The 16137-nt window shown below is 73.1% G+C and carries 11 protein-coding genes and 1 tRNA gene; 7 read left to right on the forward strand and 5 right to left on the reverse strand.

Annotated features, from left to right (window positions below):
• Window positions 1-171: 171 nt before the first annotated feature.
• A tRNA-Gln gene (locus tag ACLHRZ_RS40320) sits at window positions 172-243 on the reverse strand.
• A 153-nt stretch (window positions 244-396) separates the two neighbouring features.
• Here ACLHRZ_RS40320 and ACLHRZ_RS40325 point away from each other — a divergent pair.
• Entirely contained in the window at window positions 397-1704 is a 1308-nt protein-coding gene (locus ACLHRZ_RS40325; protein ID WP_490423581.1) for a sensor histidine kinase, read from the forward strand.
• A 26-nt stretch (window positions 1705-1730) separates the two neighbouring features.
• Here the strand turns inward: ACLHRZ_RS40325 and ACLHRZ_RS40330 are convergent, their stop codons facing one another.
• Entirely contained in the window at window positions 1731-2240 is a 510-nt protein-coding gene (locus ACLHRZ_RS40330) for an SUKH-3 domain-containing protein (protein ID WP_490423582.1), read from the reverse strand.
• Between the two features lie 10 nt (window positions 2241-2250).
• The gene (locus tag ACLHRZ_RS40335) at window positions 2251-2781 is read right to left on the reverse strand and encodes a YwqJ-related putative deaminase (protein WP_490423583.1); all 531 of its coding nucleotides are present in this window, start codon (window positions 2779-2781) and stop codon (window positions 2251-2253) included.
• Window positions 2782-3102: 321 nt separating this feature from the next.
• Here ACLHRZ_RS40335 and ACLHRZ_RS40340 point away from each other — a divergent pair, with 321 nt between their 5' ends.
• The 3 genes from ACLHRZ_RS40340 to ACLHRZ_RS40350 all read left to right on the forward strand — a co-directional run bounded on the left by ACLHRZ_RS40340 (window position 3103) and on the right by ACLHRZ_RS40350 (window position 8155).
• Window positions 3103-4080 (forward strand): SMI1/KNR4 family protein, encoded by a 978-nt coding sequence (locus ACLHRZ_RS40340; RefSeq protein WP_490423584.1) that lies wholly within the window; start codon window positions 3103-3105, stop codon window positions 4078-4080.
• Between the two features lie 7 nt (window positions 4081-4087).
• A complete protein-coding gene (locus ACLHRZ_RS40345) occupies window positions 4088-7084 on the forward strand; it encodes an SUKH-4 family immunity protein (protein ID WP_490423585.1) in 2997 nt (998 codons plus the stop codon).
• Between the two features lie 171 nt (window positions 7085-7255).
• Complete coding sequence (locus ACLHRZ_RS40350) at window positions 7256-8155, forward strand: cellulose-binding protein (RefSeq protein WP_490423586.1); 900 nt, start codon at window positions 7256-7258, stop codon at window positions 8153-8155.
• 42 nt (window positions 8156-8197) lie between these two features.
• On the opposite strand, the gene ACLHRZ_RS40355 is transcribed toward ACLHRZ_RS40350, so the two are convergent.
• Complete coding sequence (locus ACLHRZ_RS40355; RefSeq protein WP_490423587.1) at window positions 8198-9937, reverse strand: hypothetical protein; 1740 nt, start codon at window positions 9935-9937, stop codon at window positions 8198-8200.
• A gap of 319 nt (window positions 9938-10256) precedes the next feature.
• Here ACLHRZ_RS40355 and ACLHRZ_RS40360 point away from each other — a divergent pair, with 319 nt between their 5' ends.
• The 3 genes from ACLHRZ_RS40360 (at window position 10257) to mfd (ending at window position 14530) form a co-directional block, all read left to right on the forward strand.
• Complete coding sequence (locus ACLHRZ_RS40360; RefSeq protein WP_490423588.1) at window positions 10257-10616, forward strand: hypothetical protein; 360 nt, start codon at window positions 10257-10259, stop codon at window positions 10614-10616.
• Between the two features lie 72 nt (window positions 10617-10688).
• Window positions 10689-10871: a hypothetical protein gene (locus ACLHRZ_RS40365; protein WP_490423589.1), complete on the forward strand. Its 183-nt coding sequence runs from the start codon at window positions 10689-10691 to the stop codon at window positions 10869-10871.
• A gap of 128 nt (window positions 10872-10999) precedes the next feature.
• Window positions 11000-14530 carry a transcription-repair coupling factor gene (gene mfd / locus ACLHRZ_RS40370; RefSeq protein WP_490423590.1) on the forward strand — a complete coding sequence of 1177 codons (3531 nt, stop codon included), beginning with the start codon at window positions 11000-11002 and terminating at the stop codon, window positions 14528-14530.
• A 107-nt stretch (window positions 14531-14637) separates the two neighbouring features.
• Here the strand turns inward: mfd and ACLHRZ_RS40375 are convergent, their stop codons facing one another.
• A complete protein-coding gene (locus tag ACLHRZ_RS40375) occupies window positions 14638-16074 on the reverse strand; it encodes a DUF2079 domain-containing protein (RefSeq protein WP_490423591.1) in 1437 nt (478 codons plus the stop codon).
• Between the last annotated feature and the right edge of the window lie 63 nt (window positions 16075-16137).

Raw genomic sequence — 16137 nt, forward strand, 5'->3', positions numbered from 1 at the left:
GTGTGTCCTTTGGCTTCGAGTGGTGGACACCCGAAGGATACCGGTGAGACTTGCGGCCGAAACGCGCCCCGGGAGCAACTGCCTGGTCAGGGCGTCGTCAGAGGCTGCGAGGGGGACGGAAATCACGGGACGAACCCGGAGGGACCCGGAGAATACGGGCCGGAAAGCGAGCTCCCCCGCCAGGACTCGAACCTGGAAAGACGGCACCAAAAACCGTAGTGTTGCCAATTACACCACAGGGGATAGCAATCTCACCCGAATCGGACATTAGCCAAGACCTGTCCGCCGGGTACCCCACACTATGCCGTACCGCCGCCCTCCGACGCGACGGTATGTGCCCTTGTGCTGCTGCGCACCCCGGGAAAACCGGTGGCCCCCGCCCGTAGTCTGGGTGGTATGACCACAACGGGGGCAATCACGGACGCAGGCGCGCGGGGCGCGCCTGCGGGGCCGTGGTGGTGGGCGCGTCGGCGCAGTCTGGTGCTGGACGCGGTGCTGGCGCTGGTGTCGGCGCTCGAATGCATGCTGGAGGGCGTCTCCTTCGCCGACGAGGCCGGACTGCCGGCCGCGCTCGTCGGCCTGGCGGCGATACCCGTGGGGGCCACGCTGCTGCTGCGGCGGCGCTGGCCCGTCGCGGTGGTGCTCGTCTCCATCGCGATCACCCCTGCCGAGATGGGTCTACTGCTCGGCATCGTCGGCCTCTACACCCTCGCGGCCTCGGACGTCCCGCGCCGCATCACCGTCGTCCTGTCCGGCGCCTCCTTCGCCGGGACGCTGATCGTCACCCTCGCGCGCTTCCACCGCGACATGCCGCAGGACGCCTACCGCCCCGGATTCTGGGCGACGCTGATCTTCTCCCTGGTGATGGCCCTCGGCCTGACGGCGCCGCCGGTGCTCCTGGGCCTGTACGTCGGCGCCCGCCGCCGCCTGGTGGAGAGCCTGCGCGAGCGCGCCGACGGCCTGGAGCGCGAACTGTCGCTGCTCGCCGACCGCGCGGAGGAGCGGGCCGAATGGGCCCGCAACGAGGAGCGCACCCGGATCGCGCGCGAGATGCACGACGTGGTGGCCCACCGGGTGTCCCTCATGGTCGTGCACGCGGCGGCCCTGCAGGCGGTGGCCCTCAAGGACCCAGAGAAGGCCTCCCGCAACGCGGCCCTGGTCGGCGACATGGGCCGGCAGGCGCTGACGGAGCTGCGCTCGATGCTGGGCGTCCTGCGGACGGCTTCGGACCCGGCGCCGGCCGCGCCGGAGCCCGAGCGGCTGGCAGCCGTGGCGGCCGCGGCGTCCGCGCGCGTCAAGGCCGCGGAGGACGCGGGGGCCGGGCCCTCGCTGGAGGAGCTCGGCGAACTGGTCGAGCAGTCACGGGCGGCCGGCATGGCCGTCGAGCTGTGCCTGGAGGGCGAGGAGCGGCCGTACGCGGCGCCGGTCGAGAGCGCGGCGTACCGCGTGGTGCAGGAGGCGTTGACGAACGTGCACAAGCACGCGCCGGGCGCGAAGGCGGTGGTGCGCGTGGCGCACCGGGAGGCGGAGGTCGCCCTCCAGGTCGAGAACGGCCCGTCCGACGGCCCCGGGCCCGGCCTGCCGAGCGGCGGCAACGGCCTGATCGGGATGCGGGAGCGCGTGGCCGCGCTGGGCGGGGTGTTCGTGTCGGGTCCGACCGATGCGGGGGGCTTTCGCGTTTCGGCGGTGATACCGGCCCCGTAAGGGGCGCGGGGACCGCACCCGCAGGGCTACCCCTGGCGCGCCCCCGCCGACAGACGCGACGGCCGCGTGCCCGTCACCAGCGTCCCGATCGCGCGGTCGATGTCCGACCCCAGGTACCAGTCGCCCGCGTGGTCCAGGCCGTAGACGCGCCCATGCGCGTCTACGGCCAGCAGCGCCTGTCCGTCCAGCTCCTGACCCAGCGGGCAGACGTCCGCCCCCAGCGCCCGGCCCAGGTCGGCGACGGTCCGGGCCAGGTGCAGCCCGTGCATCGGGTCGATCTCGAACGGCGTCGGCGCGATGTGCCGCCCCGGCCCGGACGATGCGATGCGCAGTCCGCCGAACTCCGCCCAGGCCTCCACGGCCGCGGGGAAGACGGTGTGCCGGTGCCCGGCGGGCGACACGTGGGCGCGCAGGGCGTCGGCCCACTGCTCGGCGGCCTTGATGTCCCAGCGCCCGGGCTGCCACCCGGCCTCGCGCAGGGCCGCGTCGACGGCGACGGGGAAACGGGTGGCAGCGGTGCGGTCGAAAGCGCGCATGGTGTGGTGGTCAGTTCCTGCCATGGGTCGAAGGGGCCGGGTCGACGGAGCGTACGCCGAAGTGGGCCAGCAGCGCGGTACAGGAGCGGCAGGGCGGGGCGTAGCCGCCGTGCAGCGGGTCGCCGTCCTCGCGGATGTGCCGGGCCGTCAGCTTGGCCTGCTTGAGGGCCCGCCGGGCCTCGCCGTGGGTGAGGGGTTTGCGGGAGGCGCGTTTGCTCCGGCCGGCCTCGAAGCCGGTGAGGAAGCGGGTCAGCAGGACCGCCTCCGGGCAGCGGCCGGTGAAACGCTCGCGGCGGTCGCTGGTGAGCGTGTCCAGAAAGTCCTGGACGAGAGGGTGCAGCCGGGGCGGCTGATCGGCCTTGCCGCCGGTGCAGGTGAGGGTCTCACCGCGGACGGAGAGCGCGGCGGCGACCGCGGGCAGGATCCCGTCGCGGCGGTGCAGCAGCGCGGGCGGCCGGTCCGCGTCCTCGGTGGAACTCCAGGTGAGCCGGGGGTCGCCGGGCGTACCGCCCTCGGTCTGGCGGTCCTGAGTCGTGTGCATGGTGGTACTTCCCTCCCGTGCAATCCCCCTGTTGCGGGGATCAGACTGCCAAATGGGATGCCGGGTGCGGAAGGCAGGTCGGTGTTGCGTGCGCCTGGTGTGCCACGAGAAGGCTGAGGGGGCGCGAGTTGTCGCCGTTGGTGTAGGGGTGCGGCGGGGTCATGTCCGTATCCACGCCGCGCCGGAGTACGCGGTTGCAAGCGCCGGCCGGATGTCGGCGGCATAGGCGCGGGGCAGCGGCGCGATCCCTCCTTGCGACACCGCATAGGCTTGGCGGTCACGCAGGGCATTCAGCACGGCAGTCAGTAGGGGGCTTCCGCCATGACTTCAGGTCGGCTCGGGCAGCAGGCCGCGCCACCGAACGCGGCCTATGCGGGGCAGGTCGTGCACTTCCCGGACCCGGTCCGGCACGCCCGTCATCCCAAGGGCGTCCGGATGGACGAGAACGGCTTTCCGGACTTCTCGCCGTACGCCCGGGCCGCCGCCGAGATCGAGGAGCCCCCGGAGGGCTTCGGCGTCGACGAGCTGCGGCTGACCGACTACGTGTCGGCCAACGCCGCGCTCTGCGCCGCCGGTCACGAGCTGTGGGCGAGCCTGCCGCCGGTGGCCACCCCGCACGGCTGGACCTGGCACCACGTCGCCGGCACCCGGCGCCTGGAGCTGGTCCCCGTCGAGGTCAAGGCGCTGCTGCGGCACCACGGCGGCCTGGCGACGGCCCGGGTGGACCAGGACAAGCGCGGCACCCGCCCGCTGCAGGAGACCCGTCCCGTGCACTTCGCGCTCCCGCAGCGGGAGCTCGCGGTGACGGAGGAACAGGTCCAGGGCGTCGAGGAGGACCTCGGCTACCGCCTGCCGGACGCGTACCGCTCGTTCCTCAAGGCGGCGGGCGGCAGCGCGCCCGTGGGCGCGGCGCTGGACGCGGAGCTGGGCCTGCTGATCGACCAGCCGTTCTTCACGGTGCGCGACGAGGCGGCGGTCAACGACCTCGTCTACATCAACAAGTGCCTGCGGGACCACGTCACCAAGGACTACCTGGGCGTGGCCTTCGTCCAGGGCGGGGTCCTCACCGTCAAGGTGAAGGGCGAGGCGGTCGGTTCGGTGTGGTTCTGCGCGTACGACGACGCCCGGGACCGCGACGGCTGGACGGTGCAGGAGCGGGTGGAGCACCTCCTCCTGCCCTGCGGTGACGACTTCGACGCCTTCCTGATGCGGCTGGCCGGCGGACCGCCGGAGCTGGAGACGGTGGCGAACCTGATGGTGGACGGCGGCTTCGCGTACGCCGTGCCGGTGGAGGGGTGAGCGGCGCATGGTGACGTTCGCACAGGCGCAGGAGCGGGCGGAGCGCTGGGTCAACGGCGACGTGCCCGGTTACCTCCACCGCGAGGTGCAGGTACGGGAGTTCGACCTGGGCTTCGTGGCCTGGGCCGACGGCCCTGCGGGCGGGGGTGCCCGTCTGGTGATCGCCCGGGACAGCGGCGAGACGACGCTGTGGCCGGCGCTGCCGGTGGGCGAGGTGATCCGCCGCTACGAGGAGGAGTACGGAACGGTGCCCGTGGACGAACCGGCCCCGGACGCGGCACCGCCGCGCCGGGTGGACCTGGAGGCGACGTCGTTCCTGCTGTCGCCGCCGCAGTGGCTGCAGGACGCGGCGGACGCGATGGGCATCCCGGACCGCCGCACCCCGCCCTCGCCTCCGGCGGGGGACGGCACCGGGGCGGCCACGTCCTGGGAGGACGTGGACAAGTCCGCCACGGGTGCAGCCTCTTGGGCATCCTCCGACGAGGACGACGACCGCTCGGTGGGCCTGCCGGCGACGGTGCTGACACCGGCACTGTCGGGCTCGGACACCGACGACACCCCGCCGCCGGGTGTCCGTCCGGACGCGAAGACGGAACTGATGCCGCGGGGCAGCGCACTGCCGGCCACGGCGATCGCTCCGGCTTTGCCGGGTGCTCCGCAGGTTCCGGGGGCGCCGGGTGCGGTGCAGGGGCATGCTGTGCCAGGTGCTCCCGGCGCCCCCGCCGGCCACGGGGGTGGCCCGGGTGCGGTCGGTGGCTCCGGGAGCGCGGGCGTTCCGGGCGGGGCCGGTGGCCCGTCGGCCTCCGGCGTTCCGGGGGCCTTGCAGGGTGTCGGTGAGTCGGTGGGCGTCGGCATGCCCAATGCCCCGCAGGGGGTGGGTGTTTCGGCCGGCTCGCAGAGCAGCGGTGGTCCGGCGGTTCCCGGTGCCCCGGGTATCCCCGGTGGCCCGGCAAGTGGTGACTTGGGTGCTTCCGGCGACCCGCAGGGCGTTGGCGGTCCGGTGACTCCTGGCATGCCCGGCGCTCTGCCGGTTCCGGGTGCCCCGGGCACCCCTGGCGGTTCGCAGGACATCGGTGGTCCGCCGGCCTCCGGCTTGGCCGGTGGTCCGGCAGCCTCTGGCGTTCCTGGGGCCTCGCAGGGTGTCGGCGACGCGGTGGGTGTTGGCATGCCGGATGCTCCGCAGGGCGTGGGTGGCCCGTCGGTCCCCGGCGCGCCCAACGCTCCGCAGGCCCCCGGTGGCCCGGCGGGCGCTGGTATGCCGAACGCCCCGCAGGGCGTGGGTGGCCCGTTGGCCTCAAATGCGTCCGGTGCGCCGCAGGCGCCTGGCGTTCCGGCGGTCCCGGGCATCCCTGGCGTCCCGCCGGTCACTTCCGGCGTGCCGGGTGGCCCGGCAGGCCTTGGCGCGTCCGATGGCCCGCAGGACATCGATGGTCCCGTGCCCCCGGGTGCCCCGCAGGCACCTGGCATCCCTGGTGGCCCGGTGGTTCCGGGTGCTCCCGGCGCACCGCAGAGCCTCGGTGGCCCCTCGGCCCCTGGCATGCCCAACCCCCCGCAGCCGCCCGGCGTCCCGGGCAGCCCTCAGGGCACCGGCACCCCGCAGGGCACCGGCGTCCCCGGACCCCCGCCGGTACCCGGCATCCCCAATGCCCCGCAGGGCACAGCCGCGCCCGGTACCCCCAACGCCCCGCAGCCCCCCGGCGCCCCCGGAGGGAACCGGCACTACGCCGCCACCATGCTGGCCGACCCCGGTGCCATGGCGGGCGCCCCCGCGCGTCCCGGTGGCAACCCGCCCGCGCCGCCCGGCGCGCCCGGTGTCCCCGGCGGCGCCCCGCCCGCGCCCCCCGGCACCCCCGGAGGGAACCGGCACCACGCCGCCACCATGCTCGCCGGCCCGAACGGCCCGCAGGCGCCGTCCGCACCTCAGCCTCCCGGTATCCCCGGCGCCCCCGCAGGGGTACCCGCACCCCAGCCTCCCGGCGCCCCGCAGGGGTACGGCTACCCCCAGCCCCCCGCCGGCCCGCCCACCGTCGGGCCCGGCTACATGGCCGTCGTCCGTTACCGTGCCCAGGACGGGTCCGAGCAGCAGATCATCCGGCGCAGTGCGCCGGGCACCCCGCACCCGGAGTGGCAGATCCTGCACGAGCTGCGCGGCATGAACGTGCCCCCGCAGTCCGTCGTCGAGCTGCACACCGAGCTCGAGTCCTGTGATCTGCCGGGCGGTTACTGCGCCCGCATGGTGCGCGAGACCTGGCCGCAGGTGCGGATCAGTCACACCGCCGCCTACGGGCGCGACCACGCGACCCGCCAGCAGGGCGTGCGTCATCTCGTCGCGCACCAGGGCGAGTTGCACCAGGTCGCCGACGGCCCGGCGCGCCCCGCGCCGAACCGGGCGCCGCTGCCGCACCCGAGCCAGGTGCGTCCGGCCCCGCCCGCGGCGCCGGACGCCATCGGGCGGGAGCTCGCCGAGTCCTTCGGCCCGCAGGGCGTTTTCCGCTTCGACCAGCGCGCCGTGTCGCGCCAGGGCGTGCCGGACGTCGTCGCGCAGACCCTCGTCCAGGCGGGCGTGCCCGTCGACTTCGGCCCGTTCTTCTGGGGGCAGGCCCAGCCGGGCCGCCCGGTGCCGACGCTCGCCGAGCTCGCCGTCGAGCGCGGGGTGCAGCCGGCGGCGGACGCCGGTTCGTACCTCGTGATGGGCAGCGACTACGGCCGCCAGCTGTGCGTGCAGTACGGTACGGCACACATCGTGGCCGTCCCCCTGGAGGCCGCGCCCGACGGGCGTGCCGCCGCGCCGCAGTTCGTCAACACGAGTCTTCCTCAGTTCGTACGCTCTTTGGCGCTGCTCGGCAAAATGTGGCGCTGGCGCTACGGGCTGACGCCGGAGCAGGCCGGGCGCTGGACCGTGGACTTCCAGGAACAACTGGCCGCACTGGACCCGGTGGCCCTCTCGTCGCCGGAGAACTGGTGGGCCGTGCTGCTGGAGCAGATGTGGGACGGTCTCTTCTAGCGGCCGGCCGAGGCGTGGACGGCGCAGGGCGCTCGACCCGTGGACGGCGGGACGGGCGCCCTGCGCACAGGCAGGGCGGAGTGTCGTGTCAAGAGCGCCTCTCCCGTCCAGGAATGATGGGACGCCGGACCGCGTCGCATACCGGATTTCCGGATATAAGGGGCTACAGGGATGAGTTCATCGGTGTCTCCTGACGGATTCGCTGTCGTACGGGGTCGCGGCTATCGGCCCGAGCAGGTCGACCGCGCCCTCACGGAGTTGGCGCGCCAGCGCGACTCCGCATGGGAGCGGGCCGCGCGACTGACCGTCCTCGGGCGGGAGATGGAGGACGAGGTCCGGCGGCTCGCCGAGATCGTCGCCAAGCTCCCGCCGCAGACGTACGACACCCTGGGCCCGCGCGCCCAGGGCCTGCTGACCACCGCCGAGCTGGAGGCCACGGGCCTGCGCGAGCGCGCCGAGGCGGCCGTCGTGGACCTCCAGGAAGCCGTCCAGACGCACGCCCGCGACGTCCGCGACGCGTCGCACGAGTACGGCGTGGCGGTGCGGGCGGAGGCGGAGGAATGGGCCCGGCAGGCCCGCCTCGCCGCCGAGTCCGTCTCCGACGACCTGCGCACGAAGGTGCGCCACGAGGTGACCCAGCGCCGCGAGGAGTCCCTCGCGGCCCTGAAGGAGATGCGCCGGCGCACCGCGCAGGCGCTCGCCGAACAGGAGAAGGACCACGCGGAGCGCTGGGACGTGGCCGGCCGCGAGATCGCCGAGCGCGAGGCGGCGATGGACGCCCGGGTGGCGGCGATGGAGGAGTACGGCCGCACGGCCCTGAACGATGCGCAGCGCCACTACGCGGATGCGGAGGAGGCCGCCCGGCACGGCCAGGAGGACGCCGAGGCGCAGGCCGCCGCGGTGCTCGCGCAGGCGCGGGTGCGGGAGGAGCGGATCGCCCGGGAGACCGAGCGGGTGCTGCGGGAGCACGAGGAGCGGCGCGAGGAGTTGCGGTCGCACATGGCGCATGTGCGGCACAGCCTGGCGGCTTTGACCGGCAAGCCCGTTGCGGAGGATGTGGGGGAAAGCTGAGGCCGTTCCCCGCGCCCCTGCGGGGCGCGGGGAAACGCGGGCCTACTTCGCCTTCACCTCCAGCTGGACCGTCACCACCAGGCCGTCCTCCGTGGTGAGGCGGAGCACGTAACTGCCCTGCTGGCCGCCGGTGAACAGCTCCGGCACCTCGGCCACCCCGTCCTTGCCGGTCGGGGCGAGGGCCAAGGTGTGGACCGGCCTGCCGTTCTTGTCCTTGAAGAACGGGCCCGTCGTCTTGGCCGGCTTGTTGTCCGCGTAGACCGTGGCCGTCACCACTGTGCCGGCGACCGGCTTGCCCTTGCCCAGGGACTCGACCTTGACGCGCTCGGTGAAGGAGCCCATCGGGGCCGCCGTCAGGATGCCCTCGCCGACGCGGGCGAGCGCGTCGGCCTTGCGCGCCTCGACGTTGGCGTCGAAAACGGTCGGCTTGATGTCCTTCACCGTGGCGCGAACCGTGAACTTGCCCGTCACGTCGCCCGCGGTGATCTGCGGCGCGGTGGCCGTGCCGTCCTCGCCCGCGGTGACGGTGACAGTAACCGTGCGCTCGTCCTTCTCGCGCTCGCGCGGGAAGCTCGCCCCGGTGGCCCCGATGATCTCGAAGTCGACCTTGGTCCCCGGCACCGGCTTGCCGTTCTTGTCCAGGACCTTGACGCCCGGCCGGGCGTCGAACGTCTCGCCCGCCGTGGCCGTCAACGTGCCGTCGTCGCCGAGCTTTTCGAGGTGGTCGGCCACCGGCTTGGCCGGGGTCGGCGGGGTGGGCTTGTCGCCGCCGTGGTCCCCGCCCTGGTCGCCCCCGCCGCCCGGCTTGGACGGGTCGGACGGCTGCGAGGGCTTGGACGGCTGGGACGGCTCGGAGGGCTTCGACGGCTCGCTCGGCCTGCTCGGCCGCGACGGTGAGCTCGGCGTACTCGGCGCCGAGGGCCGCTCCGGCTTGCGCGCCGGCGGCACGGTCACGGGCGGCGGCGTACCGGTCGGGCCCGAACCGTGCCCGGTGTCCGGCAGCGAAACGGCCTCGCCGCTCTGGTACGTGCGCATCCAGGCCTCGACCGCGTTCACGTAGTCGCGGGAGTTGTTGTAGCTGAGGATCGCCCTGTCGAGGTCTGCGGGGTTGCTGAGGTCCTTGTTGCCGGCGCACAGGTAACGGGCGGTGCCCGCAGCCGCGTCGAAGATGTTGTTGGGGTCCTTGATGCCCAGGCCGCGGCCGTCCGCGCCGTAGCTCTCCCATGTGGACGGGATGAACTGCATGGGCCCGACGGCGTGGTCGTAGACCGGGTCGCCGTCCCACTTGCCGCCGTCGGTGTCCTTCACGAGCGCGAACTTGTCGCCGGTCAGGGCGGGACCGATGATCGGCTTCTCGGTCGAGCCGTCGGAGCGCAGGCCGTAGCCGCTCGCGTGCTCGGACTCGACCTTGCCGATGCCGGCGATCAGCTGCCACGGGATGTGGCAGCCGGGATAGAGGTCCTTGGCGAGGTCCTCGGCGTGCTTGTACGCGGCGAGGGCGGTCGCGGGGATGCCCGTCGCACCGTCCGGAGCGTCACCGGGCGTGCTGGTGCCGGGTCTTCCGCTGGCGCCGGGCCGCGGGACGAGGTCGGGGAGCGAGAGGTTGGGGGAGCCGTGCGGCCGGCTCTGCGGGTTGTCGGGCCCCGGTGACGGATCGCCACCGTCCGCGGTGTTGTGCGGCGGGCTGGCGCCCACGGCCGCGGTGGTGAGGCTGGCGACGAGCAGAGCAGTGCACAGTCCCTGGCGGGAGACGCTGGCAGCGCGATTACCACGTATCTTCACGGAGGCTGCTTCCTTGGGAGACCGGCGGCCGTACGAAGGGGGTCGCACGAGCCCCCCTCGGCCATAAACCCGAACACTAATTCCCGCAAGCACCAATTGTCTTGTCCGGGGACAGGATTCACAGATTCTGCGCGGCCCGTTTCTCCGCGCGTCCCTTCCCGCCCCGAGGACGCGAACGGGCACCATCGTCGATGGTCGTGCTGTGCGGTGGGGGCGGGAAGCTGTAAACCCGTCACATCGGGTGACAAACGGACCGTCGGAAGTCGGAGGGGGGTGCCCGGTTGCCGTACCGTGAACCGGGGGACTCCCGGGAGGACAGATGACCACGCAGCCGGTGCACGACGGGGGAGCGCTGATCCCCAGACCCGAGAAGACGTTTCCCGCACTGCGGGCGGCGCTGGCGCAGGTTGCGCCGTCCCGGCTGGCGGAGATGACGTCGGAGCGGGACACGGTCTTCACGATGGCCACACAGGCCAACAGCTTCGGGCCGATCGCGATGTTCCAGCTGAAGTGGGCCACCGTGATCGAGATCGAGCGGTTCCCCGACACCGCCCGCCGCCTTCACGCGGCCGAGCACGCCGCCCAGTCCCTCGGCCGGGAGGACCCGGCCTGGCGGGCCGCGATGGACGAGATCCGGGAGATCCTCGACCGTGCCCGGGCGGCGGTCAAGGGTGGGTGACTGGGGCTGGGAGTACGACCCGGATCCACGCCATGTGATCGGGGGACGCCGAATCTCGCCTTCGTCGCGCAGGTGGAGGAGCGAGCCGACGAGCTGGTCCGGGCCGCGGCCGCCCTCTACCTCGGCGGCAGCACCTACGAAGGGCAGTCGCCCGGCGTGCAGGAGGAGGTGCTGCCCTGCGGGATGTTCCATTACCTGACGGTCGTGCGGCAGCAGCGCCTCTACATCGTCCAGGTCACCCCCTGGCCCCTCTGACAGGGGGCCTTCGCGGCCCGGCCGCGGCTGTCGGCGCCCCGTCGTAGTCTGGAAGCACCCCGGCCCGTACGCACGCGTCGGGCGATTCGCGTTGTCCGCTTGTCCACCCCCGGGACGGGAAGCCCTCCATGAGCCTGCACGGTCTGCTCGACGCCGTCGTCAACGATCCGGCGCTCGCCGAAGCGGTCAAGGCCGCGGGCGACGGCAACCGGCCGCACATCGACCTGGTCGGGCCGCCCGCCGCGCGGCCCTTCGCCATCGCCGCGCTGGCGCGGGACGCACAGCGGCCCGTGCTCGCCGTCACGGCGACGGGCCGGGAGGCCGAGGATCTTGCGGCCGCGCTGCGCTCGTTCCTGCCCGGGGAAGCGGTCGTGGAGTACCCGTCCTGGGAGACGCTGCCGCACGAGCGGCTCTCCCCGCGCTCCGACACCGTCGGCCGCCGCCTCGCCGTGCTGCGCCGGCTCGCGCACCCGAGCGAGGACGACCCGGCCGCGGGGCCGGTCGGCGTGGTCGTCGCGCCGATCCGCTCGGTGCTGCAGCCGCAGGTGAAGGGGCTCGGCGACCTGGAGCCCGTCAGCCTGCGCAGCGGGCAGAGCGCCGACCTCGAAGGGATCGTGGACGCGCTCGCCGCGGCCGCCTACGCGCGCGTCGAACTGGTCGAGAAGCGCGGCGAGTTCGCGGTCCGCGGCGGCATCCTCGACGTCTTCCCGCCGACCGAGGAGCACCCGCTCCGGATCGAGTTCTGGGGCGACGACGTCGAGGAGATCCGCTACTTCAAGGTCGCCGACCAGCGCTCCCTGGAGGTCGCCGAGCACGGCCTGTGGGCCCCGCCCTGCCGGGAGCTGCTGCTGACGGACGCCGTCCGGGAGCGGGCCGCGGCCCTCGCCGAGGAGCACCCCGAGCTCGGCGAGCTGCTCGGCAAGATCGCCGAGGGCATTGCAGTGGACGGCATGGAGTCCCTCGCGCCCGTCCTGGTGGACGACATGGAGCTGCTGCTGGACGTCCTGCCGGCCGGCAGCATGGCGGTCGTGTGCGACCCGGAGCGGGTGCGCACGCGCGCGGCGGACCTCGTGGCGACGAGCCAGGAGTTCCTGCAGGCCTCCTGGGCCGCCACCGCGGGCGGCGGCGAGGCCCCGATCGACGTGGACGCGGCCTCCCTGTGGAGCATCGCCGACGTCCGCGACCGGGCCCGCGAGCTCGGCATGATGTGGTGGTCGGTCAGCCCCTTCGCCGCCGGCGAGGACGAGGGGGACGGCGACACCCTCAAGCTCGGCATGCACGCCCCCGAGACCTACCGCGGCGACACCGCCCGCGCCCTGGCCGACACCAAGGGCTGGCTGGCCGACGGCTGGCGCACGGTCTTCCTCACCGAGGGTCACGGCCCGGCCGCCCGCACCGTCGAGGTGCTCGGCGGCGAGGGCATCGCCGCCCGCCTCGACGCCGACCTGGAGACGGTCACCCCGTCCGTCGTGCACGTCTCCTGCGCGGGCATCGACACCGGCTTCGTCGACCCCGGGCTGAAGATCGCCGTCCTGACGGAGACGGACCTCTCCGGCCAGAAGTCCGCCAGCAAGGACCTGGGCCGGATGCCGGTCCGCCGCCGCAAGACGATCGACCCGCTGACCCTCCAGGCCGGCGACTACATCGTCCACGAGCAGCACGGCGTCGGCCGCTACATCGAGATGGTCCAGCGCACGGTCCAGGGCGCCACCCGCGAGTACCTGCTCGTCGAGTACGCCCCCGCCAAGCGCGGCCAGCCGGGCGACCGCCTCTACATCCCCACGGACCAGCTGGAGCAGGTCACCAAGTACGTCGGCGGCGAGGCCCCCACGCTGCACCGGCTCGGCGGCGCCGACTGGACCAAGACCAAGGCGCGCGCCAAGAAGGCCGTCAAGGAGATCGCCGCCGACCTGATCAAGCTCTACTCGGCCCGGATGGCCGCCCCCGGCCACTCCTTCGGCGCGGACACCCCCTGGCAGCGCGAGCTGGAGGACGCCTTCCCCTACGCCGAGACGCCCGATCAGCTCACCACCATCGCCGAGGTCAAGGAGGACATGGAGAAGTCCGTCCCCATGGACCGCCTGGTCTGCGGCGACGTCGGCTACGGCAAGACCGAGATCGCGGTCCGCGCGGCCTTCAAGGCGGTGCAGGACGGCAAGCAGGTCGCGGTGCTGGTGCCGACGACCCTGCTGGTGCAGCAGCACTTCGGCACGTTCTCCGAGCGCTACTCCCAATTCCCGGTCGTGGTCAGGGCGTTGTCCCGGTTCCAGACGGACGCCGAGGCGAAGGCCGTCCTGGAGGGCCTGCGCGAGGGCTCGGTCGACATCGTCATCGGCACGCACCGGCTCTTCTCCTCCGAGACCAAGTTCAAGGATCTCGGCCTGGTCATCGTCGACGAGGAGCAGCGCTTCGGCGTCGAGCACAAGGAGCAGCTGAAGAAGCTCCGGGCGAACGTGGACGTGCTGACGATGTCCGCGACGCCGATCCCGCGCACGCTGGAGATGGCAGTCACCGGCATCCGCGAGATGTCGACGATCACCACCCCGCCGGAGGAGCGCCACCCGGTGCTCACCTTCGTCGGCCCGTACGACCAGAAGCAGATCGGCGCCGCCATCCGCCGCGAACTGCTCCGCGAGGGACAGGTCTTCTACATCCACAACCGCGTCGAGTCCATCGACCGGGCGGCCGCGAAGCTGCGCGAGATCGTGCCCGAGGCGCGGATCGCCACGGCGCACGGGCAGATGGGCGAGAGCGCGCTGGAGCAGGTCGTCGTCGACTTCTGGGAGAAGAAGTTCGACGTGCTCGTCTCGACGACGATCGTCGAGTCCGGCATCGACATCTCCAACGCCAACACGCTGATCGTCGAGCGCGGCGACAACTTCGGCCTCTCGCAGCTGCACCAGCTGCGCGGCCGCGTGGGCCGCAGCCGCGAGCGCGGCTACGCGTACTTCCTCTACCCGCCGGAGAAGCCGCTCACCGAGACGGCGCACGAGCGCCTGGCCACCATCGCCCAGCACACGGAGATGGGCGCGGGCATGTACGTCGCGATGAAGGACCTGGAGATCCGCGGCGCGGGCAACCTGCTCGGCGGCGAGCAGTCCGGCCACATCGCGGGCGTCGGCTTCGACCTCTACATCCGCATGGTCGGCGAGGCGGTCGCGGATTACCGCGCCTCGCTGGAGGGCGGCGTGGAGGAGGAGCCGCCGCTGGAGGTCAAGATCGAGCTCCCGGTGGACGCGCACGTCCCGCACGACTACGCGCCCGGCGAGCGGCTGCGCCTCCAGGCGTACCGGGCCATCGCCTCCGCGAACTCCGAGGAGGACATCAAGGCGGTCCGCGAGGAACTGACCGACCGCTACGGCAAGTTGCCGGAACCCGTGGAGAACCTGCTGCTGGTGGCCGGCCTGCGGATGCTGGCGCGGGCGTGCGGGGTCTCGGACATCACCCTGCAGGGCTCGAACGTGCGCTTCGGCCCGGTGGAACTGCGGGAGTCGCAGGAGCTGCGGCTGAAGCGCCTGTACCCGCGGACGGTGATGAAGCCGGCGACCCAGCAGATCCTGGTACCCCGCCCGGCGACCCGCCAGATCGGCGGCAAACCGCTTGTCGGGCGGGAGCTGCTGGCGTGGACGGGCGAGTTCCTGACGACGATCCTGGGGTGAGGGCTGTCCCCTATATATAGGGGACAGCGCATGCCCGTACGCGCCCCGTCATCCGCGCCCCGTAAGGGGCGCGGGGAACTGCGCGATCAGCCACAGACGGCCCGCACCTAACCGACGTGCTGCAGCACCACGTATCCCCCCGCATCGCCGAACAGATCGAACCGCTGCCCGGGGTGCAGCCTCTGCACCTCGGCCAGCAGATCCTTGGCGGACCGCCCGTCCCCGACCCGCAGCGTGACGTAATCGGGGGTGATCCCCCGGGTGTCCCCTATCCACAGCACCCGGCACCGGTTCACCAGCCGGCTGATCGGCCCGACGTCGGACTCGACGACGGACCCGTCGGGGATGCGGTCCAGCAGCCCCTCCGCCGCCTTCACGCTCGCCGGTATCCGGTAACTGTCCGGCAGCGTCAGGCTGTACAGCGGCAGCGAGGCCGTGAGCGCCAGCGCCGCCGCGAGCACGGCGGCGGGCAGGTGCTGCGCGTACGTCCGCAGCCAGGCGCGGCCCGCGCGCGGTGCGCCCGCCAGCGCATCCGCCAGCGCGATGAAGACGACCGGCATCAGGACCGCGCTGTAGTGCCAGTCGGTGCCCCAGTAGTGGTCGTCGTGGGAGAGGAGGCGCCACCCCAGCGTCGGCAGGGCGACGATCAGTACGGGCGAGCGCAGTGCGAACAGGCCCGTCGTGGGCAGCACGATCCACAGCAGCGTGCGGATCGCGGTGTCGAGCGGGATGACGGGGGCGGGCCCGGGGGCCCCGCTGCCGTCGAGCTTGGTCCAGTAGTCGTACGAGCCGCCGTGGTTGAAGCTCGGAATGACCACGCCGAGGGCCACGGCCGTGGCCGCGAGCCCGAAGCCCACGAGCCCGAGGGCCCACGCGGCCGCCCGCGGATCGCTGCGGACGCCGCGCAGTCGTATCAGCACCAGCGCGCCGATCACGGCGGCGGTGACCCCCAGGTCCTCCTTGACCAGCACCAGCGGTGCCGCCCAGAGCACCGCGGCCCGCCACCGCCGCCGCACCACGGCCTCCAGGGAGAAGGCCAGCAGCGGCATGGCGAAGGCGATCTCGTGGAAGTCGAAGTCGACCGCCCGCTGCACGCCCCACGACAGCCCGTACGCCACCCCGATCGCGAGGCCGCGCCCGCGGCCCAGCAGGTGCGCGGCGAGCCGGGTCACCGGAACCGTGGACAGGGCGAACAGCAGGGCCTGGACGACCAGGAGGGTCACGGGGCTCGGGAAGACCCGGTAGAAGGGGGCGATCAGCGCGGTGACGGGGCTGAAGTGGTCGCCGAGGATGTTGGTGCCGGGCCCCTTGAGGTCGGCTATCGGTGCGCCGAGGCGGGCGTATCCCTGTATCGCCTGCTCGAAGATGCCCAGGTCCCAGGACATGGTGAGCATGCGGAGGTGCCGGCTCAGCGACAGCACGGTGTAGAGGACGAAGAAGACGCCGCCGACCCAGTGCGGGTCGAGCCGGGGGGCGCGCAGGGCGGTACGGGCCGCGGATGTGCCGCGCTGCCGTGCCGGGGCCGTGGCCGCTGCCGGTTCCATGGGGGGCTTGTCCTCTCTGTACCGCTGCACCGTGAATGTCGAAAAGATACGCGAAACGGCTCT

This window comes from Streptomyces sp. AM25, from assembly GCF_058146165.1.